This is a genomic window from Streptomyces justiciae (genome assembly GCF_015163075.1).
Taxonomy (GTDB): domain Bacteria; phylum Actinomycetota; class Actinomycetes; order Streptomycetales; family Streptomycetaceae; genus Streptomyces; species Streptomyces justiciae.
Window position 1 is genome coordinate 96,177 of record NZ_JADDXU010000004.1, and the last position, 23,427, is coordinate 119,603.

The 23,427-nt window shown below is 70.8% G+C and carries 22 protein-coding genes; 17 read left to right on the forward strand and 5 right to left on the reverse strand.

Features of this window, described 5'->3' with window-relative positions:
* The first annotated feature begins 16 nt into the window (after window positions 1-16).
* The 8 genes from IQ210_RS12845 to IQ210_RS12880 all read left to right on the forward strand — a co-directional run bounded on the left by IQ210_RS12845 (window position 17) and on the right by IQ210_RS12880 (window position 5,846).
* A complete protein-coding gene (locus IQ210_RS12845) occupies window positions 17-1,366 on the forward strand; it encodes a transaminase (protein ID WP_194079078.1) in 1,350 nt (449 codons plus the stop codon).
* A 4-nt stretch (window positions 1,367-1,370) separates the two neighbouring features.
* Complete coding sequence (locus tag IQ210_RS12850; protein ID WP_194079079.1) at window positions 1,371-1,811, forward strand: Lrp/AsnC family transcriptional regulator; 441 nt, start codon at window positions 1,371-1,373, stop codon at window positions 1,809-1,811.
* An 84-nt stretch (window positions 1,812-1,895) separates the two neighbouring features.
* A complete protein-coding gene (locus tag IQ210_RS12855; RefSeq protein ID WP_194079080.1) occupies window positions 1,896-2,132 on the forward strand; it encodes a hypothetical protein in 237 nt (78 codons plus the stop codon).
* A gap of 188 nt (window positions 2,133-2,320) precedes the next feature.
* Window positions 2,321-3,340: a DUF389 domain-containing protein gene (locus tag IQ210_RS12860; RefSeq protein WP_194079081.1), complete on the forward strand. Its 1,020-nt coding sequence runs from the start codon at window positions 2,321-2,323 to the stop codon at window positions 3,338-3,340.
* 107 nt (window positions 3,341-3,447) lie between these two features.
* Complete coding sequence (locus IQ210_RS12865; protein ID WP_194079082.1) at window positions 3,448-4,227, forward strand: alpha/beta fold hydrolase; 780 nt, start codon at window positions 3,448-3,450, stop codon at window positions 4,225-4,227.
* Between the two features lie 54 nt (window positions 4,228-4,281).
* Complete coding sequence (locus tag IQ210_RS12870) at window positions 4,282-4,797, forward strand: hypothetical protein (protein ID WP_194079083.1); 516 nt, start codon at window positions 4,282-4,284, stop codon at window positions 4,795-4,797.
* Between the two features lie 70 nt (window positions 4,798-4,867).
* Window positions 4,868-5,221, forward strand: a complete 354-nt coding sequence (locus IQ210_RS12875) for an ArsR/SmtB family transcription factor (RefSeq protein ID WP_194079084.1) — start codon at window positions 4,868-4,870, stop codon at window positions 5,219-5,221.
* Window positions 5,214-5,846, forward strand: a complete 633-nt coding sequence (locus IQ210_RS12880; protein ID WP_194079085.1) for an SRPBCC family protein — start codon at window positions 5,214-5,216, stop codon at window positions 5,844-5,846. The genes IQ210_RS12875 and IQ210_RS12880 overlap by 8 nt, the downstream gene beginning before the upstream one ends.
* Before the next feature lie 11 nt (window positions 5,847-5,857).
* Here the strand turns inward: IQ210_RS12880 and IQ210_RS12885 are convergent, their stop codons facing one another.
* Together IQ210_RS12885 and IQ210_RS12890 are read right to left on the reverse strand one after the other, a co-directional pair.
* On the reverse strand, window positions 5,858-6,409 hold the full coding sequence (locus tag IQ210_RS12885; protein WP_194079086.1) for an AMIN-like domain-containing (lipo)protein: 552 nt from the start codon (window positions 6,407-6,409) through the stop codon (window positions 5,858-5,860).
* Between the two features lie 104 nt (window positions 6,410-6,513).
* Entirely contained in the window at window positions 6,514-7,182 is a 669-nt protein-coding gene (locus IQ210_RS12890) for a lipoprotein (RefSeq protein ID WP_194079087.1), read from the reverse strand.
* A gap of 108 nt (window positions 7,183-7,290) precedes the next feature.
* Here IQ210_RS12890 and IQ210_RS12895 point away from each other — a divergent pair, with 108 nt between their 5' ends.
* The 3 genes from IQ210_RS12895 (at window position 7,291) to IQ210_RS48215 (ending at window position 9,546) form a co-directional block, all read left to right on the forward strand.
* Window positions 7,291-7,965: a nucleotidyltransferase domain-containing protein gene (locus IQ210_RS12895; protein ID WP_194079088.1), complete on the forward strand. Its 675-nt coding sequence runs from the start codon at window positions 7,291-7,293 to the stop codon at window positions 7,963-7,965.
* A 98-nt stretch (window positions 7,966-8,063) separates the two neighbouring features.
* The gene (locus IQ210_RS12900; RefSeq protein ID WP_194079089.1) at window positions 8,064-8,597 is read left to right on the forward strand and encodes a 2,4'-dihydroxyacetophenone dioxygenase family protein; all 534 of its coding nucleotides are present in this window, start codon (window positions 8,064-8,066) and stop codon (window positions 8,595-8,597) included.
* A 28-nt stretch (window positions 8,598-8,625) separates the two neighbouring features.
* The gene (locus IQ210_RS48215; protein WP_194079090.1) at window positions 8,626-9,546 is read left to right on the forward strand and encodes a helix-turn-helix domain-containing protein; all 921 of its coding nucleotides are present in this window, start codon (window positions 8,626-8,628) and stop codon (window positions 9,544-9,546) included.
* Window positions 9,547-9,551: 5 nt separating this feature from the next.
* Here the strand turns inward: IQ210_RS48215 and IQ210_RS12910 are convergent, their stop codons facing one another.
* The gene (locus IQ210_RS12910; protein ID WP_194079091.1) at window positions 9,552-13,226 is read right to left on the reverse strand and encodes a LamG-like jellyroll fold domain-containing protein; all 3,675 of its coding nucleotides are present in this window, start codon (window positions 13,224-13,226) and stop codon (window positions 9,552-9,554) included.
* A gap of 261 nt (window positions 13,227-13,487) precedes the next feature.
* Between IQ210_RS12910 and IQ210_RS12915 the strand changes: the two genes are divergently transcribed.
* The 6 genes from IQ210_RS12915 (at window position 13,488) to metG (ending at window position 21,248) form a co-directional block, all read left to right on the forward strand.
* The gene (locus IQ210_RS12915) at window positions 13,488-14,507 is read left to right on the forward strand and encodes a LacI family DNA-binding transcriptional regulator (protein WP_194079092.1); all 1,020 of its coding nucleotides are present in this window, start codon (window positions 13,488-13,490) and stop codon (window positions 14,505-14,507) included.
* Window positions 14,508-14,659: 152 nt separating this feature from the next.
* Window positions 14,660-15,904, forward strand: coding sequence for a sugar ABC transporter substrate-binding protein (locus IQ210_RS12920; protein ID WP_194079093.1), 1,245 nt, complete (start codon window positions 14,660-14,662; stop codon window positions 15,902-15,904).
* Between the two features lie 20 nt (window positions 15,905-15,924).
* Window positions 15,925-16,881, forward strand: coding sequence for a carbohydrate ABC transporter permease (locus tag IQ210_RS12925; RefSeq protein WP_194079094.1), 957 nt, complete (start codon window positions 15,925-15,927; stop codon window positions 16,879-16,881).
* Window positions 16,878-17,687, forward strand: coding sequence for a carbohydrate ABC transporter permease (locus IQ210_RS12930; protein ID WP_194079095.1), 810 nt, complete (start codon window positions 16,878-16,880; stop codon window positions 17,685-17,687). The genes IQ210_RS12925 and IQ210_RS12930 overlap by 4 nt, the downstream gene beginning before the upstream one ends.
* 59 nt (window positions 17,688-17,746) lie before the next feature.
* A complete protein-coding gene (locus IQ210_RS12935) occupies window positions 17,747-19,477 on the forward strand; it encodes an amylo-alpha-1,6-glucosidase (protein WP_194079096.1) in 1,731 nt (576 codons plus the stop codon).
* A 247-nt stretch (window positions 19,478-19,724) separates the two neighbouring features.
* Window positions 19,725-21,248: a methionine--tRNA ligase gene (gene metG / locus IQ210_RS12940; RefSeq protein ID WP_194079097.1), complete on the forward strand. Its 1,524-nt coding sequence runs from the start codon at window positions 19,725-19,727 to the stop codon at window positions 21,246-21,248.
* Window positions 21,249-21,250: 2 nt separating this feature from the next.
* Here the strand turns inward: metG and IQ210_RS12945 are convergent, their stop codons facing one another.
* Window positions 21,251-22,501 (reverse strand): glucarate dehydratase family protein, encoded by a 1,251-nt coding sequence (locus tag IQ210_RS12945; RefSeq protein ID WP_194079098.1) that lies wholly within the window; start codon window positions 22,499-22,501, stop codon window positions 21,251-21,253.
* Complete coding sequence (locus tag IQ210_RS12950) at window positions 22,498-23,406, reverse strand: 5-dehydro-4-deoxyglucarate dehydratase (RefSeq protein WP_194079099.1); 909 nt, start codon at window positions 23,404-23,406, stop codon at window positions 22,498-22,500. The genes IQ210_RS12945 and IQ210_RS12950 overlap by 4 nt, the downstream gene beginning before the upstream one ends.
* Window positions 23,407-23,427 lie beyond the last annotated feature (21 nt).

Here is a 23,427-nt window from a genome sequence, read left to right on the forward strand (position 1 = left end):
ACCGCCCGGGGTAACCATGGACCGCACCCGCCTTCAGCACCTCCTGGCCCGCGAGAGGGCGGAGGCCGAGCGGCGCTGCCCGCGCTCCCGGGACGCCTACGCGTGCGCCGGCCATCTCTTCGGGCGGGTCCCGATGACCTGGATGAACAAGACGGCCGGCCCCTTCCCCCGCTACCTGGACAGCGCCCGGGGCGCCCGGGTCACCGACATCGACGGCCAGGAGTACATCGACTTCTGCCTCGGCGACACCGGTGCCATGGCCGGACACTCACCCGCGCCGGTGGCCGAAGCCGTCCAGCGCCGGTTCGCCGAACTCGGCGGGGCGACCGCGATGCTGCCCACCGAGGACGCCGAATGGGTCGGCGCCGAGCTGACCCGCCGCTTCGGGCTGGCCCGCTGGAGCTTCTCGCTCACCGCGACGGACGCCAACCGGTGGGCGATCCGGCTGGCCCGGGCCGTCACCGGCCGCCCGAAGATCCTCGTGAACAGCTACAGCTACCACGGCAGCGTCGACGAGTCCCTGATCGTCGTCGGACCCGACGGCGAGGGCACGGCCCGCCCCGGAAACGTGGGCGCCCCCTGCGACGTCACCCTCACCAGCCGGGTCGCCGAGTTCAACGACCTGGAGCAGCTGGAGCGCGCACTGGCCCACGGCGACGTGGCCGCCGTCCTCATGGAACCCGCCCTCACCAACATCGGCATCGTCCTGCCGGAGCCCGGATACCTGGCGGGCGTGAGGGAGTTGACCCGACGTCACGGCACGCTGCTCATCAACGACGAGACGCACACCCTCTCCGCCGGCCCCGGTGGCTGCACGGCCGCCTGGGACCTGGAGCCCGACCTCCTCACCGTCGGCAAGGCGATCGGCGGCGGCATCCCCGCCGGTGCCTACGGCCTGTCCGCCGAACTCGCCGACCGGTTGCTGGGTCGCGCCGACCTCGACCTCGTCGACATGGGCGGCGTCGGCGGCACCCTGGCCGGGAACGCCCTCTCGGTCGCCGCCATGCGCGCCACCCTCGAACACGTCCTCACCGACGACGCGTTCGCCCACATGACCAAGCTCTCCGAACGCTTCGAGGCGGGCGTCCGCGCGGGCGTCGACGCCCACGCCCTGCCCTGGTCGGTGAGCAGGCTCGGGGCCCGCACCGAGTACCGCTTCGCCTCGCCCGCGCCCCGCACCGGCACCGAGTCCGCGGCGGCCGGCGACGAGGAGCTCGAGGACTTCCTCCACCTCCACCTCGCCAACCGGGGCATCCTCCTGACGCCCTTCCACAACATGGCGCTGATGTGCCCCGACACCACCGAGCGCGACGTCGACACCCACACCGAGGTGTTCGCCGCGGCCCTCGCCGAGCTGGCGGGCTGAGCGCATGGACGACATCGACCGGGCCATCCTGCGCGAACTGCAGACCGACGGCCGGATCGCCTACGCGGACCTCGGTCCCAAGGTCGGCCTCTCCGCGTCCGCCGCCCGCCAGCGCCTCCAGCGCCTGCTCGACTCCAAGGCCGTCCAGGTCGTCGGGGTCACCGACCCGATGGCCATGGGCGGGCAGGCCATGGCCCTGCTCGGCATCGGCGTGGACGGCGACCCCCGTGCCGTCGCCGACGAACTCGCCGGCCGCGCCGAGGTGGTCTACTCGGTGCTCACCTCCGGCGGCTTCGACCTGTTCGTCGAGGTCGTCGCCCCGGGGCCGCGGGACCTGCTGGACTTCGTCAACGACGTCGTACGCGCCGTCGAAGGGGTCCGCGAGGTCCGCTCCTTCCCCTACTTCGGCATCCACACGCACCGGTTCCTGTGGGACGTCGGCTGACAGACCTGCGCGGAAGCTGATTGAGCCGCGCGGAACGGGTACCCGGCCAGCCCCGGAACGACATCCGCTGGAGGAGGCGCCCTCATGACCAGCAGCACGGAGACCGGCGGCGTGACCGGTACGCCGGACAAGGACTACAACCTCATCTGGTACGTCGAGGCGTGCCTCAGCAACGCGCTGCGCCTGGAGTCGTACATCCAGGACGCCGAACGCGCCAAGGACACCGAGGTCGCCGACCTCTTCCGCAAGGCCCAGGCGGACAGCCGCAAGGGCGCGGAGATCGGCAAGGGACTCCTGCGTTCACGGCTGAACGGCGGCTGAGCGGGATCATCGACGGGCCGGGACGGAAGCGATCGCTTCCGCCCCGGCCCGTTCCGCTGCCCTGGGGCCGCCGGTCCGCCGTACGGCGTACATCCGGTCGTGATCCGCGGGGACCGGCGTGAGGGTGGCAGTGGGCGGGGCCCGTTGCGCGTCAAGGCGCCTGTGTCACGGCGGAAGGACACCCGGTCATGGCAGAGGTCGACGCGGTCGCCGCCCGGCGGATGGCGGACAGTCTGTTCATCGAACGCGGGTGGCGCAGCCCGAGTTCGACCCGCTTCTGGGCACTGCTCGCGCTGGCCGCCGTCATCGCGGGCGCCGGCGTGGTCGGCGACTCCACGGCCACGGTCATCGGCGCGATGATCGTCGCTCCGCTGATGACGCCGATCCTGGGCTGCGCCCTGGCGCTTGTCCTGGCCGACCGCCACCAGGCGGTCCGCTGCGTGCTGCTGGTCGTCGGCGGCGCCCTGGCGGTGGTGGCGATCGGCATGCTGCTCGGCTGGATCGCCGCCCCGCCCGACGCGTTCGCCTCCAACAGCCAGGTGTCCTCGCGGATCAGCCCCCGGCTCATCGACCTGTTCGCCGCGCTGGCCACGGGCACGGTCGGCGCGTTCGCCCTGGTCCGCGCCGACATCTCCGACACGCTGCCCGGTGTCGCGATCGCCATCTCCCTGGTGCCGCCGCTGGCCGTCACCGGGCTGCTCATCACCGTGCACCGCTACCACGACGCCGGCCAGTCGGCCCTGCTCTTCGCCACCAACGTCGCCGCGATCGTGGCGACCGGCACCCTGGTGTTCCTCGGCTACGGCGTCCGCGCGGGCGCCGAGAAGGCCGCCCTGCACGTCGGCCGCTTCCACGGCAGGACGCTGGCCGCCGTGGTGTGCGTGGTCGTCCTCGTCGCCGTCCCCCTGACCGCGGGGACCGTCACCGTCGCGCGCGACCGGGCCCTCGCGGCCGACGCCCGGCCCGTCGCCGAACGCTGGGCGGCGGACGGCAAGTGGGAGATCGCCTCCGTCGAGGCCCGCAACGGCATCGTCGTCATCGGCGTGCTCGGTCTTCCCCCACAGCCCGCGCCGACGGCACTGCGCGCGGCACTGGACGCGAACGGCATGCGGGACGCCGACCTGGAACTCCACCTCGTCGGCGGACGTACCCACTGGTGCCCGGCGGAGACGGACACCTGCACGGTGCGCGAGAGCGGACGCAGCTGAGCCGTCCGCGAGGACGCCGCCGCGATCGGCACGCCCTGACGGTGACGACGGCCCGGCGGGCGGCTACCGTACCGGTCAGTAACCCACGGGACCGCAGGGAGGCCGCCATGCCGCAGCTCGAAGTCGACGGCGCAGCGCTGACGTACGACGACGAGGGCCCCCGCGACGGCGAGGGCGTGCCCCTGGTGTTCGTGCACGGCTGGACGGCCGACCGGCACCGCTGGGACCACCAGCTCGCGCACTTCGCGGAGATGCGCCGGGTGATACGGCTGGATCTGCGCGGCCACGGGGAGAGCAGCGGGGCCGGAGTGCGCACGATCGCGGAGCTGGCCGACGACGTCCTCGCACTCCTCGACCACCTCGGCGTCGAGCGCTGCGTCCTCGTCGGCCACTCCATGGGCGGCATGATCGCGCAGACCATCGCCCTGGCCCACCCCGAACGGGTCGAGCGCATGGTGCTGGTGAACTCGATCGGCCGCATGACCTACAGCCGGGGCAGGGGCCTGCTGATGGGCGTCTCGACGCTGGTCCCCTTCAAGCTGTTCGTCGCCGCCAACATCCAGCGCGCCTTCGCCCCCGGCTATCCGCGCGACGAGATCCGCGCGTACATCAAGGCCTCGGCGGACACCCCGCGCGAGGTCGTCAGGACGCTGTACGGCGCCATGCGCGCCTTCGACGTCCTGGACCGGGTCGGCGAGATCCGCGTCCCCACCCTGATGGTCCACGGCTACCACGACATCCAGCTGCCGGTACGGCAGATGCTGCGGATGGCGAAGGCCTATCCGGACGCCGAGGTCCGCATCATCGACGCGGGTCACGAACTCCCGGTCGAGAAACCGGAGGAACTGACCCGGGCGCTGGACCGGTTCGTGACCCTCCCGGCCTGAATCAGCGGCCGGCCTAGCGGCTCCTCCCTAGGGGACGACGGGGGGAGTCTGCTGATGCCCGGACCATGGGGCGACACGGCCGAGCGGCGCCGGCGGCGCGAGATCCGCAGGCGCAGGGCACGGGTGCGAGAGGCGCGCCGCTCCCGGGAGCACGCCGAGCGCCGCCGCGCCGAGGGACTGACGTACCAGGAGATCCGGCGCCGCCGCCGGGCCGGGTGGCGCCGGGTGTGGGGGACGGGCGCGGTGCTGCTCGGTGCCTTCACGGTGCTCACCGCTCATGAGGTGTGGGCGGCCCGGGACGATCCGGCGTTCGACGCCGCGCTCACCCTCGCCCTGCTCGCCGGCGGGCTCTACGGCGTCGGCGCGGGCGGCGCCGTGGTGTTCCGGGCGCGACGCGAACTGCCGCGCTCGCTCGCCGGATGGGGCCTGGTCACCTGGTTCGCCGTGGTCCTCGCGATCCCGTCCTACAAGTACGGCGAACTGATCGGCGGGCCCGTCGCGGTGACGGGGGTGTGGCTGGCGGCGGTCGTCGCCACGATCTGGTACCTGCGCCGCGAGGCCGATGACTGAGCCGACCACCTTCCCCGGACGATTGCATAAGCGTTGCCTTATATAAGTGGCTCGTGGCATAGTCGGGTTCGTGCACGCCTTCGACGTACTGGGAGATCCGGTCAGGCGCCGGATATTGGAGCTGCTCGCCATGGGTGAGCAGACGTCGGGCGAGGTCAGCGCGGTGATCCGGAGCGAGTTCGGGATCTCCCAACCGGCCGTCTCACAGCATCTGCGAGTGCTGCGGGAGAGCGGATTCGCGTCCGTGCGGGCCGAGGGAACGCGACGGCTGTACGCCGTCCAGGCCGAGCCTCTCCGGGAGGTGGACGCCTGGCTGGACCGGTTCCGGGGGTTCTGGGAGCAGCGCCTCGACGCGCTGGGGACGGAGCTCGCGCGCGGCAAGCGCGAGCGCAGACTGAGAGAGGAAACGAGCGGAGATGACTGACTTCGTCGAGGAGATCAAGCGGCTGCACCGGGAGGTCGGCACCCGCAAGGTGGAGGCGGGCGACGCCCGCACCGTTCTGCTGCGGCGCACCTACGACGCCGACATCGCCGACGTCTGGGACGCGGTCACGTCCCCCGAGCGGATCAGTCGCTGGTTCCTGCCGGTCAGCGGGGACTTCAAGGTCGGCGGCCACTACCAGCTGGAGGGCCAGGCGGGCGGCGAGATCCTCGAGTGCGTGGCGCCGGAGCGGCTCCGGGTGAGCTGGCTGTTCGGTCCCGACCCGGGCTTCAGCGAGGTCGAGGTGCGGCTGACGCCCGAGGGCGACGGGCGGACGGTGTTCGTGCTGGAGCACGTGGCCGTCGTACCGGACGCGTTCTGGGGACAGTACGGCCCCGGCGCCACCGGAGTCGGCTGGGACCTGATGTCCCTCGGTCTCGGCCTGCATCTCGCGGGCGGTGCCATGACCCAGGAGGAGTCGGTGGCCTGGCAGCTCTCCGACGAGGGGAAGCGGTGCGCGACGATCTCCGGCAACGCCTGGGGCACGGCGTACAGTGCGTCGGGCGCCGACGCCGGGACGGTCGAGTCCACGACCGCGGCGACGATCGCCTTCTACACGGGAGCGTAGGGCTCGGCGATTCACCTCCAGGTGTGGGCGACGTCCACCACGACCCGGTCGTCGACCCGCAGGACCCGGAACGGCAGCCGGGCGCGGACGCCGAGGCCGAACTGCGTGTCCCCTTCGAAGCTGCCGACGAAGCGGGCGTCCCGGAAGGTGCGGTACCCGTCGAGGTCCACGCCAGGGAGCGTGCGGCCCGAGCGGGCGGGATAGGTGGGGGAGCCAGTGTCGATGTCGTACGCGGGTGCCGTCACCCGCACTTCCAGGACCGCTCCGCCCGCCACCGGGACGACGCGGCCCGAACCGTCCTGATGGACCTGACCGACGTACCGGACGGAATAGCCGAGCTCGGCCTTGTCGGCGCCGGGTATGTCGACGACGAGCCGGTCGTAGCAGGTGTGGCGGCTGGTCCTGGCGTTCGTCACCGAGTCCGTGGTGCCGACCGCGCGGCTCTTGTCGAGGCTGCCCCAGCCGGTGGGGCAGGTGGTGGTGGCCTGGGCGGGCGCCGTGGCCACGGCGAGTGTCGCACCCATGAGTGCGACGGTGGCCCATGTCGTTCTGCTGCGTCGCATGATGTCCCCCGGGATTCATGTGCCTGATATCTGATGAGACAACCGGCTTGAGGAAAAGGTTGCATCTTGTCCCGATATCAATTTCGGGGGAATCGGGCGTCGGCTCAGACCGTGTGGAGCGTCTTCTTCGCCAGCTCGAACGCCGGGAGCATGTCCTGGTGCTCCTCGGTGTCCGCGCCGCCGAGATGGACGACGACCGGGCCGTCCGGGGTGACGACCGCGAAGGCGCTCTCCTGCTTCGCCTCGTCCAGCAGCTCGCTGGTCGCGAGGTACTCGACCTCCGCACCGGAGACGCCGTCCCCCTCGAAGGTGCTGTACTTCGCCTTCTCCGCCCCGTCCTGCGCCGCGACGAAAGCCTCCAGCACGGCCCGGGCGTCGCCGTCCTTCTCGCCGGCCTCCCCGGTGTAGACCCGGAGGAAGCCGAGGTGCCCGGCCGGCTTGGCGTCGACCTCGCACACCAGCGAGACCGGCCCCTGACGCAGCAGGGACGCCATGTCCTCGTCGACGCCGGCCTTGCCGCTGCCGTCCGCCGCCGAGCCGTCGATGGCGTCCGCCTTCCACTCGGCGGCGAGGTCGAAGCCGACCGGCAGCAGACAGGCGGAGCCGGCCCCGCCGACCGCGCCGGCGCTCTCGACCTTCTCGGAGGCGCTCACCGAAGGGCTCGCGGACGACTCGGCGTCCTTCTCCTCGGCCCCCGAGCAGCCTGCCAACACGCCCACCAGCACGGCCGCGTGCGCCGTCCGCCGCCAAGCCTTCCCCACCCCGACCAGCACCGCGCCGACTCCCCTCGAATCCCCTGCCCCAAAAAATCTGATGCCCGCATCCTCGCAGGTCACCACAATGAGGCCACACGACCCCGCCCCGAGGAGAGGTGACCGACCATGCCCGTCCCGAACGTACTGCTGTCCGGCATCGTCGGTTCCACCGCCTACGGCCTCGCCCACGCGGGCTCCGACGTGGACCGCCTCGGCATGTTCGCCGCCCCCACCGAGGCCCTGCACGGCCTGCACCGGCCGAAGGAGTCGCACGTCAGCACCGCCCCGGACAGCACCCTGCACGAGGCCGCGAAGTGGTGCAGGCTCGCCCTCGGCGGCAACCCGACCGCGACGGAACTCGCCTGGCTCCCCCCGGAGTTGTACGAGGTCCGCACCCCGCTCGGCGACGAACTCATCGGCCTGCGCACCGCGTTCCTGAGCGCCAAGCGGGTCCGGGACGCCTATCTCGGGTACGCCACCCAGCAGTTCCGCCGTCTGGAGAGCCGCGAGGCCGACGCCCGCACCGCCAAGCACGCCCGTCACCTCAAGCGGCTGTGCCATCAGGGCCTGGAGCTCTACACCACCGGCCACCTCACCATCCGCCTCGAGAACCCGCAGGAATACGTCGAGTTCGGCGACCGTGTCGCCGCCGACCCGACGGCCGCGCGCCCGGTCCTCGCGTACTACGAGTCGGCGTTCGCCGAGAGCCGCCCGGCCCTGCCCGAGCAGCCCGACGAGGCGGCCGTGGAGGCGTGGCTGCGGCGGGTGCGCGCGCACTTCTACGCGACGGCCGGGGTGTAGGTCCCGAACAGGCAATGGGCATGGCCGCCAGGGAGAAGACCTGACCCCGTCGCGCGGGTTCACTGGCGGCCACCACCCGCGACCCGAGGGAACCGACCATGCCCGAAGCAGCCGCCGGCGAGTTCTGGAAGAACCTCAAGCCGATCACGAACTCCTTCAAGCCCGATGCCCTGCCCGAGGTCTATCTGACCCAGGTGGCGACCGACGACGACCGGTACTACGTCCCGTTCACCGAGACCGTCGGCTCGCGCCCGCTGTGGATCAACGTCAAGGACAACTCGTGGGCCGACATCCTGCGCGCCAAGGAGGCCGGTCTCGTCAACCGGCACTACCACCCGCACGAGGTCTTCGCCTACACGATCTCCGGCAAGTGGGGCTATCTGGAACGGCCTTGGACCGCGCGCGCCGGTGACTTCGTCTACGAGGCACCGGGGGAAGGGCACACGCTCGTGGCGTACGAGAGCGACGAGCCGATGAAGGCGTTCTTCATCGTGAAGGGCCCGTTGATCTGGCTGGACGAGAACGGCGAGCCGGACGGATACTTCGACGTCCACGACTACATCGAGATGTGCCGTACGCACTACGACAAGGTCGGCATCGGAGCCGCACACGTGAACTCGCTCTTCCGCTAGCCCGGTCGGCGAGGGGCAGGAGGACCGGGTGGGCGTGCCCCTCGTCTCCCAGGTGTCCACGCTCGCTGTGGACTCCGCCGACCGGATCGCGTTCTGGGAGGAGTACAACCGGCGCGAACTGGTCGGCCTGACCTGCTCGTCGTACTCCCGGGACGGTCTGCTCGCCGCCCAGAACAACTACCGGCTGGGCGGCCTGCGGCTCGCCGAGATCAGTGGCAACGAGCATGTCATCCAGCGCACCCGGCGCACCTGCGAGGACCTCCCGAAGGACTCGGTCTTCGTCAGCCTGCTCACGGACGGCGAGGCGGTGTTCTTCCACGAGGGCGGCTGCCTCACCGTCCGGGCGGGCGATGTGGTCCTCTACGACACCCGGCGCTCGTACCTCTTCGGCTTTCCCACCCGCATGCGCCAGCTCCTCATGGACATCCCGCGCGAGATCTTCGCCGAACGCTGTGCGTACGGTGAGCTGTCGGCGCCCGTGCTGTGTGAAAGGGGTGTGGCGGCAACCGCGTTGGAGTCGGTGCTGTCCGACTGGGCGGCCGGGGACGGGGGCGAGGCCCCGGCGCACACCGAGGCGATGGTGCTGGACCTGGTCCGCGCGTTGGTGGCGCCCCAACGCGGGGGAGGGTCCGCCTGGTTGGCGATGGCACGGTCCTTCGTCGACCGGCATCTGACCGACCCCGGCCTGAGCGCGGAACGGGTCGCGGCCGCCATCAGGGTGTCTCCCCGGCACTTGAGCCGCGTCTTCGCACCGAGCGGCGTCAGTCCCGCCCGGTACATCCTCGAACAGCGACTGGCCCGCGCCCACGAGCAGTTGGGCGACCCCGGCTCCCGTCATATGACGGTCGCCGAGATCGCCCACCGCTGGGGATTCGCCGGTCAGGCGCACTTCACCCGGGTCTACCGCGGCCGCTACGGCCGTACGCCCGGTGCGGCGCGCCCGCGCTGATCAGCTCACCGGACCTCCTTCGCGTACGGTGCGACCGTGATCCGGTCGATGAGCGGCGCGTACCGGGAGCGGAGCAGTACGCCGGGGAAGGTGTCCGAGGCGTAGGTCGTGCCGTCGAAGTTCGGCAGTTCCTCGGAGCGGAAGGTGACGGTGTTCTCGCCCTTCTTCAGCTGCACCGGGACGGTCAGCTCCCAGAAGTTGTTCTGGTGGAAGCTGTGCGGGAAGCCGACCCGCCGGGCCTCGCCGCCGTTGACGCTGATGTCGGCGTGGCGGGCGAGCGGGTCCGGGTTGTAGTGGGTGGCCTCCGACTGCTCGGGGTTGGAGTAGCGGATGCGCAGGGCGTAGAGGCCGGCCCGGTCCGCGGAGACGGTGAACTTCGCGGTGTTGGCGTTGCCCGGGGCGCCGCCGATGCCGGTGATCGCCGTTCCGTCGGTGGCCAGGGACAGCGGGGTGAGCGTGGCCGAGCCCGCGAGTACGGCGTCCTTGGCCTCGTACGTCCTCACCGGCAGGGTGCCCTCGGTGGGCGTGACCGAGAGCCGGTCGACCAGTGTCGGGCTCGAACTCCCGGTCAGGGTCACCTTGTTGAGGCCACCTGAGAGGGAGACGGCGACGCTGTTCCGGTCCTTGGCCAGGCGCAGGACCTCGTTGCCGTTGACGGCGAGCCGGGCGCCGGTGCCCCCGAGGGTGTCGACCTTGAGGGTGGCCTCGCGGTCGGCGGGCGAGTAGACCCAGAACGTCGCCGTCTGGCCCTTCGCGAGCCGGGCCGCGCCCGAGCCCGTGGCCGCGCGCTTCGGCAGGTCGTAGACGGGTTGCGCCCCGCCGCCGAGCCAGGCCAACTCGCCCTCGTACACCTGCGTGTCGGCGGAGGCCTCCGGCAGCGTGAGGGTGAGGCGGTCGACGATGGCGTCGCCCTTGGTGACGCGCTTGCCGTCGAGGCTCTTGGCGGCGAGCGTCAGGGTGTGCTTGCCCTTGGTGAGGTGGACCTGGGTGTCGGTGTGGTCCCAGACCACCCACTTGTAGCCGAGCGGGAGGTTCAACTCCTGTTCGCCGTCCGCCTTGCCGTCCACGCGGAGGAAGACGTTGGTGGGGCCCTGCTCCTTCACCTTGTCGTAGGTGTTGAGGGAGTTGGCGAAGACGCTCAGGTCGTAGGTGCCGTCCTCGGGGACGTCGACGGTGAAGTCGAGCGTGACGTCCGAGCCGGTGCGCAGACCGCCGACGTCGTAGCCGCCGGAGGTGTAGAACTTCGACACATCTCGCGGTGAGCCCTCGGGGCCGTTCTTGGAGTAACCGGACCCGGTGTGGGCGGCGTCCTCGGCCTCGTACGAACCCTGCCAGCGGACCGGCGCGGTCTGGGTGGCCTTCGCCTTTCCGGCCGGGCTGAGGACGATCTCGTACGCCGACGACTCCTTCAGCTTCGGCAGCGTGCCGTCGCCGAAGTCGACGACCACCTTGCCGTCGTCACCGACCTTGAGGTTCGCCTCGGTGAGCAGCTTCGGGCCGGAGTTGTCGCCGACCTGGCCGCTCCACTCGATCTCCCGTACCCAGGCGTGGACTTGGGAGCCGAAGATCTTCTTCGGGACGTTGTCGAAGGTGATGTGGCCCTTGCCGGTGGATCCGCCGAAGATCAGCCGGGCCTGCTTCTTCTTCGCGTCGAGGGTGGCGACGCCCTGCATCGTGTAGTTCTCGCCGGGGAACGGCGGGGTCACCGCCACCGTGTGCCCGGTCATCGAGGCGTACGAATTGAGCAGCCACCACTGGCCGTTGCCGCGGTTGGACTGCACGGCGGAGTCGGAGAGGTTGCCGTCGATGTTCCAGTACGCGATGTCGGCGTCCACCTTGGACTCCTCGATCGCGGACACCCACTGGATCATCTGGCCCGGGACGGAGGTGTGGTAGTTGAAGGCGTACTCGTTGATGTTGACGGGGAGTTGGGTGCCTTCCCGAGGTGTTCCCTTGAACAGGTCCTTCTCCCACGCCCGGTACTTGGCGACGCTGTCCCGCACCGCCTCCGGGTGGCTCAGCTCGTGCCAGGTGATGACGTCGGGGAGCGTGTCGGCGGCCAGGGCGTGCGTGAGGAAGCCCTTCACCTGGTCGTACAGGACGCTGGTGTTGGGGCCGGCTATGCGGGCGTCGGGCATCTTGCCCTTGATGAGCTTGTACGCGGAGTCCCAGGCGGCGAAGTAGGCGTCAGGCTTGCTGAGCCAGCTGACCTTGTCGTAACTCCACTGCCCGGTACCGAACATGTTGCCCTCGGGCTCGTTGAACGGCACGAAGACGATGTTGTCCTGGTACTCCTCGGGCAGTTGGAGCACCTGGTCGACCTGCTTGGCGAGCTTCTCCTCGTAGAGCTTGAGCTTCTCCGCGGGGGTGTCGCCGGGCCATTCGTACGGGAATCCGCGGTGGATGTCCGTCATGTAGATGTAGACGTCGCCGTCGGTGGAGTCGGCCAGCGGCTTGACCACCTCCAGTGCGTCGGCACCGGGGTGCTGCGGGCCGTCCTGCGCCTTGGTGGAGACCGTGCGCAGGCCCATGCCCTCCATCAGGTTGTTCGTCGGGACGTCCGGTCCGTACACGCCGTAGAGGGTGCCGGAGGCGCCGCCGTGGAAGGCGCCGGTGTCCGAGCCGAGGTCGACGGTGAGCGCTCCCTCGCGGACCACGGTGACCTTCGCCTCGACGCTCCGCCCGGCCGCCTTGCCCGCCACGGTGAAGGTGCCGGGCTGCGCGTACTTCTCGGACGGTACGGCGTCCCAGGCGACCGGGGTGTCGCGGTCGTAGCCGTCGGAGAACGTGGCGCGGACGGCGGCGGGGAGCGACGGGGCGGTGCCGGTCGTCGTACGGACGTCGAAGGAGGTCTGCGACAGTTCGCCCACGGTCGGGACGGCGTCGACCAGGCCGGCCACCTGGTCGGCGTTCAACGCCGCGTGCCACACCGTGAAGTCGTCGATGGCGCCCTTGAGGAGCGGGTCCGGCCAGAAGGACTTGCCGATGTACCCGGCCGCGGTCGCCGAGCTGTCCAGCAGTTCCTTGGCCTTGATGCCGGTCGCGGAGGAGGAGACCGCGACGCCGTCGAGGTAGGTGGTCAGCCGGCCCGCGGCGGTGTCGAGGGTGACGGTGACCGTCCGCCACTCGTCCGCCGGGAGCATCGCATAGCCGCGGACCTGGGTCTCCGCGCCGCCTCCGCCGGTGGTCACGGAGGTCTGGAACAGTCCGTTGCCGTTGTACGGGGTGCTGAACAGGTACTTGGTGGTGTTGGTGCCCAGGTCGAAGAGGCGCTGCCAGGACGACTTCTCGCCGCTCCACTTCACGCGGGCGGAGACCGTCAGGTCGTTCGCGTCGCCGACCACCTCGCGGGGGAGGCGGACGTAGGCGCCGTCGGAGGTGGGCGCTCCGCCGGGCAGGGACAGGGCCTTGCCGCCGCCAGTGCCGTCGACGGACCGGGCGGTGGAGCCGTTCACCAGGGTCGCGGTGAGGCCGTTGCCGGAGCTGTCGGTGATGCGGCCGGAGGCGAGGTCGTCCTGGTCGAAGGTGTAGCGGGCGGTGGGCTGGGGAGTCTCGGCCGCCTGCGCGGGCACGGCGGGCGCGGCCAGCAGGCCCGCGCCGAGGGTCAGTGCGACGGCGGCGGAGGCGCGGCGCGGGCCGGGCGGGGCGTGGCGCCGGGCGGGTCTGTCGGGGGATGACATGGATTGCGTCCTCAATCCTTGCGTTCGGCGACTCGAACCGGTTCGACTGCGCCGGATGCGGCGGTCAACGGGTGCAACGGATCTTCTTGTCGAACCGGTTCGGCAAGCTAGCACCGAGGCGTGGGGCGGGCAATCCCCCGGGACAAGGAACTCTTGATGCCGTCCGAGGTGTTGACAGCCGCCCGGGGCCTTCCTACCGTCACTTCACGCGAACCGGTTCGACAGCGGTTCGCATGTGCATCGGTTCGACGAAGGAGTCCCGTGAACATCGGTGAGATCGCCCGGCGGGCCGGTGTCTCGCGGAGCACCGTCTCCTACGCGCTGAGCGGCAAGCGCCCGGTCTCGGAAGACACCCGGCGGAAGATCCAGCAGGTCGTCGACGAGCTGGGCTACCGGCCCAGCGCCAGCGCCCGCGCCCTCGCCAACGGGCGGACCAGCACGATCGGGCTGGTCTTCCCGCCGGCCGGGAACCACTACACGGGCATGCAGCTCGACTTCATCGGCAGCGTGGTCGAGGCCGCCGCGGCCTACGACTACGACGTGCTGCTGTCCCCCAGCGGCGTCGACAGCGACCGTTCCTTCCAGCGGCTGCTGGGGGAGCGGCGGGTCGACGGCGCGATCCTGATGGAGATCAGGCTGGCCGACGACCGGGTCGATCACCTGGCCGAGCTGGACTTCCCCTCCGTCGCCATCGGCCGCACCGCGCATCCCGAGGGCAGCTGGTGGGTGGCCCTCGACCACACCGCCCTCGCGGCGGCGTGCGTCCACCACCTGGCGGACCTCGGCCACCGCCGGGTCGCCTTCGTCAACCGGCCCGAGCAGCTGCTGCGGGCCGGGTACGAGTCCGCGCACCGCGGCCTGGACGGCTTCACCAAGGCCGCGGCCGAGCGCGGGCTGACGGTCCGGACGTACTGCTGCGGGGACGACGCCGCCTCGGGTCAGGGCTGCGTGGAGCGCATCCTGCACGACGACCCGGACACCACCGCCCTGGTCACCCTGAACGAGGCCGCCCTCGGCGGCCTCTACCGGGGGCTCGCCCGGGCGGGCCGCCATGTGCCGCGCGACTTCTCCGTCACCGGGGTGGTGGCCGGCCGCTGGGCGGAGACGGTGACCCCGCAGCTCACCGCGGCGGATGTACCGGCGGCCGAGCTGGGCCGGCTCGCCGTCGAACTGCTCGTGGAACGGCTGGACCACCCCGACGCACCGCCCCGCCACCATCTGCTCACACCGCCGATCTCACTGCGGGCCAGCACCGGGCCCGCGGGAGTCGGCACCGCCTGACCCGGCTCTCCCGGAACCCCTTTCCGACGCCGTCGCACCACGGCGCCCTCCGCCGTGCCCGTTTCCGCCCGGCACCCCACTGCCTCGGCACCTCCCTGCCCGAAAAGCCCGTGCCTCGGCACCCGCATGCCGAAAACCGTTAGGAACCCGCGATGAACAGCACCTCCAGGCGCCGTCGCCTGACCGCCGCCGCCCTCACCGCCCTGGCCGTTGCCACCACCGCCACCGCCTGTGGCTCCGGCTCGGACGGCGGATCGAACACGGCGGACAGCGGGACGTACACGATCTGGGACCCCTACCCGCAGTTCGACAAGAGCTCGGCCTGGGCGAAGCTGCTGGACTCCTGCGGCACCGAGGCCGGGGTGAAGGTCAAGCGGACCGCGTTCGACACCAGCGACCTGTCGAACAAGGCGCTGCTGGCGGCCCAGCAGGACAACTCCGCGGACGTCCTCATCGTGGACAACCCGGTGGTGTCGACGCTGGCCGAGGCGGGCGTGCTCACCACGACCGACGACAACAAGCTGGACACCTCCAAGGTCGACCCCAACCTGCTGGCGGCCGGCCAGACCGGCGGCAAGACGTACGGCACCCCGATCGGCGCCAACACCCTCGCCCTCTACTACAACAAGGACGTCCTGAAGAAGGCCGGCGTCGACGTCGCCTCGATCAAGGACTGGGCCTCCCTCACGGCGGCCCTCGCCAAGGTCGACAAGGCCGGCAAGAAGGGCATCACCTTCTCCGCGATCGGCACCGAGGAGGGCAGCTTCCAGTTCCTGCCCTGGTTCTGGGGATCGGGCGCCCAGCTGACGCAACTCGACTCCGCCGAGGGCGTCTCCGCACTCGCGCTGTGGAGCGACTGGTTGAAGAAGGGGTACGCGCCCAACTCGGTCATCAACAACACCCAGACCACCAGCTGGCAGGAGTTCGCCAGCGGCGACTACGCCTTCGCCGAGAACGGCACCTGGCAGCTCGCCAACGCCAAGAAGGCCGGCTTCGAATACGGCGTCCTGCCGATACCCGGAGCCAAGGGCGGCAACGCGGCGGCCCCGACCGGTGGCGAGTTCGTCACCCTCCCCGTCCAGAGCGACACCGGCCGCTACGCCACCTCGCAGAAGCTGGTCGCCTGTCTGACCAACACCGACCACCTCTACGACACGGACACCACGCTGTCCTACGTGGCCCCCACCAGTGAGGTGCAGGCCAAGCAGGTCGCGGCGAACGCCGAGTTGAAGCCGTGGGTCGACGCGGTCAAGGCGGCCCGGGGACGGACGAGCGACGACCTCGGCACCAAGTACCCGAAGATCTCCGAGCAGATGTGGAAGGCCGTCCAGTCCGCCCTCAGCGGCTCGAAGTCCCCGAAGGACGCGATGGCCGCCGCCCAGTCCGCCGTCAAGTGACCCCACGTCAGGGCAATTTGATGAGTGCCACACTCCAGAAGTCGGACCACCGGGCCACGCTCGGTGGCCCGGCCCCCACCGCACCGCGCCGCCGACCCACCTCCCAGCAGTGGGCCGCCTGGGCCTTCCTCACCCCGGTGACCCTCTACCTCGTCCTCTTCTACGCCTATCCGCTCTACCGCAACCTCGACCTGAGCCTGCGCAACTACACCGTCCGCTCCTTCGTCCAGGGCGACGCGCCCTTCACCGGCCTCGCCAACTACCGCACCGTCCTGGACGATCCGACCTTCGCGCCCGCCCTGCTGCACACCGTGGTCTTCACCGCCGTGTGCCTGGTCTTCCAGTACGCCCTCGGCCTGGCCCTCGCGGTCTTCTTCAACCAGCACTTCCGGCTCTCGGCCACTCTGCGCGCCCTGTTCCTCGTGCCGTGGCTGCTGCCGCTGATCGTGTCGGCCTCCACCTGGTCCTGGATGCTCAACAGCGAATCGGGCATCGTCAACGCCCTGTTGAGCGCCGTAGGCGTCGACCCGGTCAACTGGCTGACCTCACCGGACTGGTCACTGACCTCGGTGATCATCGCCAACATCTGGATCGGCGTCCCCTTCAACCTGGTCGTGCTCTACAGCGGCCTCCAGTCCATCCCGACCTCGCTCTACGAGGCCGCCGCCCTCGACGGCGCGAACGCCTGGCAACGCTTCTGGCGGATCACCTTCCCGCTGCTGCGCCCGGTCTCCGCGATCACCCTGCTGCTGGGCCTCGTCTACACCCTCAAGGTCTTCGACATCATCTGGATCATGACCAAGGGCGGTCCCGCCGACTCGTCCACCACCTTCGCCACCTGGTCGTACCAGCTCGGCTTCGGCAACCTGGTGCCCGCCTTCGGCCCGGGCGCGGCCGTCGGCAACCTGCTCGTGGTCGCCGCGCTGGTCTTCGGCCTGATCTACGTCCGGGTGCAGAGAAAGCAGGCGCTGTCATGAGGACACGATGGAAGACGGCCGTCGGGGTGCTGCTGACCGGGATCATGCTCTTCCCGGTCTACTGGATGGTCAACGTGTCCTTCACCCGCGACCAGGACATGCGCAAGAGCCCACCCGACCTGTTCCCCGTCCACGGCACCCTGGCCGGCTACCGCACCGTCCTCGACGAGCAGTTGCCCTACCTCGGCACCAGCCTCGTCGTCGGCCTCGGTACAGTCCTGTTGACCGTGGCCCTGGCCGCACCCGCCGGCTACGCCCTGGCCAAGCTGCGCCCCCGCGGCGGCGGTGTCCTCAGCTTCCTGCTGCTGGCCGCCCAGATGATCCCCGGGATCATCATGGCGATGGGCTTCTACGCCATCTACCTCCAGCTCGACCTGCTCCAGTCCGTCCCCGGCCTGATCGTCGCCGACTCCACGCTGGCCGTGCCCTTCGCGGTGCTCATCTTCACCGCGTTCATGTCCGGCATCCCCGGCGAACTCCTCCAGGCCGCCCGGACCGACGGCGCCGGACCGCTGCGCACCTTCTGGTCCGTGGTGCTGCCGATGAGCCGCAACGCCGTCGTCACGGTGTCGCTGTTCGCGTTCCTGTGGTCCTGGTCCGACTTCGTCCTCGCCAGCACCCTCGTCAACGGCGGCGCCCACGAGCCGATCACGCTCGGCATCTACCACTACATCGGCAACAACAACCAGGAGTGGAACGCCATCATGGCCACCGCCGTCGTGGCCTCGCTGCCCGCCGCGGTCATCCTCGTCCTCGCCCAGCGCTATGTCGCCGCCGGCGTCACCGCCGGTGCCGTCAAGGACTGAAGCGCTCTCCGCAGACCCTTGCCGATGACACCCTTGCTGAAGAAACGAGTAGCCCCTTCATGACCGTCGCCCGAACCGGCCCGGCCTTCTCCCTCTCCGACATCCCGTTCAGCACCTACGGATCGTGGTTCGACGTCTCGCCCGTGGTGGCGGAGAAGACGTACGCCGACGACCTCCATCTCGTCTCGCACCAGAACGGCATGCACGCCGTCCTGCGCCTCGTCCCCTTCTCCGAGGGCGAGCGGGCGGAGACCGACCGGCAGGCGACACCGGGACTGCTCACCTGGACCGGGGAGGCCGGCCGCGTCGATCTCGCCTACGAGTCGCCGGACACCGTACGGCTGCGGGGAAGCGGCCTGGACATCGGGGTGTTCGCCGCGGCGCAGGCCCTGACACCCTTCAGCGGCACGTACTTCTTCCACGACCCGGCGGCGGACGCGCACGTGTTCACGTCGTACGAGACCGGACGCCGCTACCGCGTCACCCTGCTGTCCGGCACGATCGCCGCCACGCCCGGGGACCAGACCCTGGGCAGTGCCGACCGAGGCCTCACGGTGACCGCGGAGACGAGTGGTGGCTGGGAGATCGCGATCGAGGAACTCGACACCGCCCGCCCGCCGTACGCTTCCTCGGCCGCCTTCGACGAGGTCGTGGAGTCCGCGCGAGGTGCCTTCGCCGACTTCGTCGACGCCGTGGCTCCCTGGCGCTCGGCCGACACCCCGGCCGCCGAACTCGCCGCGTACGTCGTCTGGTCGGCCACCGTCCGCCCGGCAGGGCTGGTCACCCGGCCCGGTGTGCTGATGTCCAAGCACTGGATGGACAAGGTCTGGAGCTGGGACCACTGCTTCAACGCCCTCGCCCTGGCGCCGGGCTGCCCCGAGCTGGGCCTCGACCAGTTCCAGCTGCCCTTCGACCACCAGGACGCCAGTGGCGCCCTGCCCGACTCGGTCACCCACTCCGAGGTGCTCCACAACTTCGTCAAGCCGCCCATCCACGGCTGGGCCTTCGGCCATCTGCGCCGCCGGTTGCCGACGCCGCCGAGCCGGGCGGAACTGGCCGAGGTGTACGGGCGGTTGGAGCGCTGGACCCACTTCTGGCTCACCGCCCGCCGCGCCCCCGGCGCCGAACTGCCCTACTACCAGCACGGCAACGACAGCGGCTGGGACAACGCCACCACCTTCGACCCCGAGCGGGTGGTCGTCACCGCGGACCTGGCCGCCTTCATGATCCTCCAGATGCACGAACTGGCGTCACTGGCAGGAGAGTTGGACAAGCAGGACGACGCACGCCGGTGGACCCGGGCGGCCGAGGAGATGCAGGCCACGCTCCTCGACCAGCTCTGGAACGGCGACCGCTTCGTCGCCCGGGGCGTCGCCACAGGGGACACCTGGAGCACCTCCAGCCTTCTCGACCTGATGCCCATCGTGCTGGGCGAGCATCTGCCCGCCGAGGTCGGCAGCACGCTGGCCGACCACCTCAAGGCCCACCTCACGCCGTACGGCCTGGCCACCGAACTGACCACCTCCCCGCACTACCTCGCCGACGGCTACTGGCGCGGCCCCATCTGGGCTCCGGCCACCGTCCTCATCGAGGACGGCCTGCGCCGGGGCGGCCACCAGCGGCTCGCCGACGACATCAGCGCCCGCTTCCGGACCCTCTGCGAGACGCACGGCTTCGCCGAGAACTTCGACGCCGTCACCGGAACGGGCCTCCGCGACCGCGCCTACACCTGGACCGCCGCCAGTTATCTCCTGCTGGCCGAGGCGCACGCACACCGAGAAGGCCGCTGACGGGGGGGGGAGCGGGCGGCGCCCGGTCGGTCCCTGAGGGTGATCGGCCCTCGGGGACGCCCGGAAAAGAAGGTGTCCACCGCCGGGTGCCGTTGCTACGCTCATCGTCATGATCACGCCTTCGACTCAGTACCGGATGATGCCCCCGCACTGGGGCTGCTGAGCACGGACGCGTACCGAATCCGAGGCCCCGGGAAGGGGCCTCGACGTGTGTGCGGACCAGGTCCCGGTACCGGCGGGAGGACCGATGACCACACCACGCCACTACATCACCACGACCATCCCGTACGTCAACGCCCGCCCGCACCTGGGCTTCGCCCTGGAACTGGTCCAGGCGGACACCCTCGCCAGGCATCGCCGTCAACGCGGCGACGAGGTCCGCCTGTTGAGCGGCACGGACGACAACTCGCTGAAGAACGTGCTGGCCGCGGAGGCGGAGGGCGTGGACGTGCAGACCCTGGTGGACCGCAACGCCGACGCGTTCGCCGCCCTGCGCGACCCGCTCGCCCTGTCCCTGGACGACTTCATCCGCACCAGCAGCGACCCTCGGCATCGTGCGGGGGTGGAACGCCTGTGGCGCCGGTGCGCGGAGGCCGGTGACCTCTACCGGAAGGCGTACGAGGGGCTGTACTGCGTCGGCTGCGAGCAGTTCTACACCCCGGACGAACTGCTCGACGGCCGATGCGCCGAACACGGCACCGCACCGCAGCGGGTCGCCGAGGAGAACTGGTTCTTCAGACTCTCCCGCCACACCGACCGGCTCCGCGAACTGATCACCAGCGGCGCGCTCCGCATCGAGCCCGCCGCCCGCCGCAACGAGGTCCTCGCCCTCATCGACGGCGGACTGCACGACTTCTCCGTCTCCCGCTCCCACACCCGCGCCCGCGGCTGGGGCATCCCCGTGCCCGACGACCCCGACCAGGTCGTCTACGTGTGGTGGGACGCCCTCGGCAACTACGTCACCAGCCTCGGCTACGGCACCGACGACCCCGCCTACGAGCGGTGGTGGGCCGCCGGCGACCGCCGCGTCCATCTCGTCGGCAAAGGCGTCGTACGCTTCCACGCCGTGTACTGGCCGGCCATGCTGCTGTCGGCGGGCCTGCCGCTGCCGACCGACATCCTCGTCCACGACTACCTGACCGTCGGCGGGCAGAAGATCAGCAAGTCCGGGAACGGGACCACCGTGGACCCCGTCGCCCTGACCGCCGCGTACGGCACGGACGCGGTGCGGTGGTGGCTGCTGCGGGACGTCCCCCGGGTCGGGGACGCCGACTTCACCGTCGAGCGGCTGCTCGCCCGCGCCGACGCCGACTTCGCCGGGGGACTGGGCAACCTGGTCCACCGGATCGTGACGATGGTCCACCGGTACCGCGCGGGGACCGTACCGGCGCTCGGCGCCGACCGGTTCGCGGTGACGCCGCTGCTCGACGTGTGCCGGGCGGCGCCCGGGCGGATCGACGTGGCACTCGGCGACTTCGACTTCCGGCGGGCCGTCGACGCCGCCTGGGACATCGTGGAAGAGGCCAACCGCTGCATCGACGCCACCCGCCCCTGGGAACTGGCCCGGGCCGAGCGCCAAGGCAACGCCGACGCGGCCGAACGCCTCGACGCGGTCCTCGCCGCGCTGGTCACGGCATGCCGGGTGCTGGGCGAGGAACTACGGCCCTTCGTCCCGGGCGCGGCGGAGCCCATCGTCCGTCAGGTGACCCCGGTCGGCCGCGCTCTCCCGGAGGCGGCACCGCTCTTCGGCCGCCTCCAGGAACAGCACTGACGTCACCAGCGGGGCAGCTTCAACTCGTACGTCGGGTCGAAGCGCCGCATGTATCCGGTGTCGTCGCGGGTGCGGACACCGGAGTCGAGGTACAGGCGGTGCAGCCGGTCCAGGGCGTCGAGGTCCAGCTCGACGCCCAGTCCGGGCCCCGTGGGCACCTTCACCTCGCCGTCCCGCAGTTCAAGGATGCCGGGGCGGACGACGTCGTCGGCGGAGTTCCACGGGTAGTGCGTGTCGCAGGAGTGGTCCAAGTTGGGGATGGCCGCGGCGACATGGGTCATCGCGGCCAGGCTGATGCCCAGATGGGAGTTGGAGTGCATGGACAGGGCGATGCCGAACGCCTCGCAGACGGCCGCCAGTTCGCGGGTGCGGCGCAGGCCGCCCCAGTAGTGGTGGTCGGTGAGCAGGACCTGGATCGCGTTCTGCTCGATCGCCGGCTTCAGATGCTCCCAGGCGATCACGCACATGTTGGTCGCCAGCGGGAGCGGGGAGTCCGCCGCCACCGCGGCCATGCCCTCGATGCCCTTGGCCGGGTCCTCCAAGTACTCCAGCACGCCGTCCAGTTCACGGGCGACGTACTTCGAGGTCTCGACCGTCCAGGCCGTGTTGGGGTCCAGGCGTAGGGGGTGGCCGGGGAACGCCTTAGCCAGGGCCTTGATGGCGGCGATCTCCTCGTCGGGCGGGAAGACACCGCCCTTGAGCTTGAACGAGCGGAAGCCGTACCGCTGTTGCATCAGCCGGGCCTGCTGGACGATCCCGGCCGGGTCCAGAGCCTCGCCCCAGTCGTCGCCGATCGCGACCCGGCCGTCGAGGGCCGGGTGCTCGGCCCACTTGTAGAAGAGGTACGCCGCGAACGGCACCGCGTCCCGGACGGCTCCGCCCAGCAGGTCGCTGACCGGGCGGCCGAGCAGCTTGCCCTGTGCGTCCAGGCAGGCCACCTCCACCGCCGAGGTGGTCCAGCCCCGCTCGTGGGAGCTCGGCACGGTGGGGAGCAGGTCCGCGTCGATCGCCGCCGCGACGGCCGTCGTGTCGAAGACGTCCATGCCCGGGACGACCTTCGCGGCGGCCTGAAGTCGTTCCAGGCGGGCGGTGCCGCCCGGGGACTCGCCGAGGCCCACCGTGCCGTCTTCCAGGACGAGTTGGAGGATGATCCGCAGCGCGAGGGGCTCGTGGACACCGTTGGAGTTGAGCAGCGGCGGGTCGCGGAAGGCGATCGGGGTGACGATCAGTTCCCTGATCCGGGTGGGGTTCATGAGCGGACCAACTCCAGGCCGTGGTCGATGAGTTTCGAGAGACGGGCGACGTGCTCGGGGGTGGGGTCGACGAGCGGGGCCCGTACGCCGCCGACGTCCAGGCCGCGCAGCGTGACACCGGCCTTGACCAGCGCCACGGCGTATCCGGGTACCTCGTCGCGGAGTTCGACGAGCGGGGCGTAGAACTCGTCGAGGAGGGTGGTGACCAGGGTGTCGTCCCCGTCGGCGAGCGCGCCGTGGAATGCCAGGGCGATCTCGGGGGCGAACGCGAACACCGCCGACGAGTACAGGTCGACGCCGATGCCCTGGTAGGCGGGCGCGGTCATCTCCGCCGTGGGCAGGCCGTTGAAGAACCGGAAGTCCGCGCCGTCCGGCAGGGCACGGACCGCCCGGACGATGCGGTGCATCCGCTCGATGTCACCGAGGCCGTCCTTGAGGCCGACGACCTTCGGGAGGGACGCGATCTCGGCGGCCGTCTCCTCCGTCAGACGGGCGGTGCCGCGCTGGTAGAAGATCACCGGCAGTTCGGTGGCGGCGGTGACCTCCTCGACGTACCGCACCAGGCCCTGCTGAGGTGCTGTGACCAGGTAGGGCGGCAGCAGCAGGATGCCGTCGGCGCCCGCGCGGGCCACGCGTTCGGCCTGGTCGCGGGCGACCGGCGGCGGGCCGCCCGCCGCGGCCAGGACGGGCACCCGGCCCGCGGTCACCTCGACCGCGACTCTTGTCGCCCGCTCCAGCTCGTCGGACGTCAGCGCGTGGAACTCGCCGGTGCCGCAGGCGACGAACACGCCGCCCGCGCCCGCCGAGACACCCGCCTCGATGTGCCGGCCGAGCCGTTCCTCGTCCAGTGAACCGTCCGCGGCGAACGGGGTCACCGGGAAGAACAGCACTCCTTGGAACTTCATGTCTCCCTCGTAACTACGGTG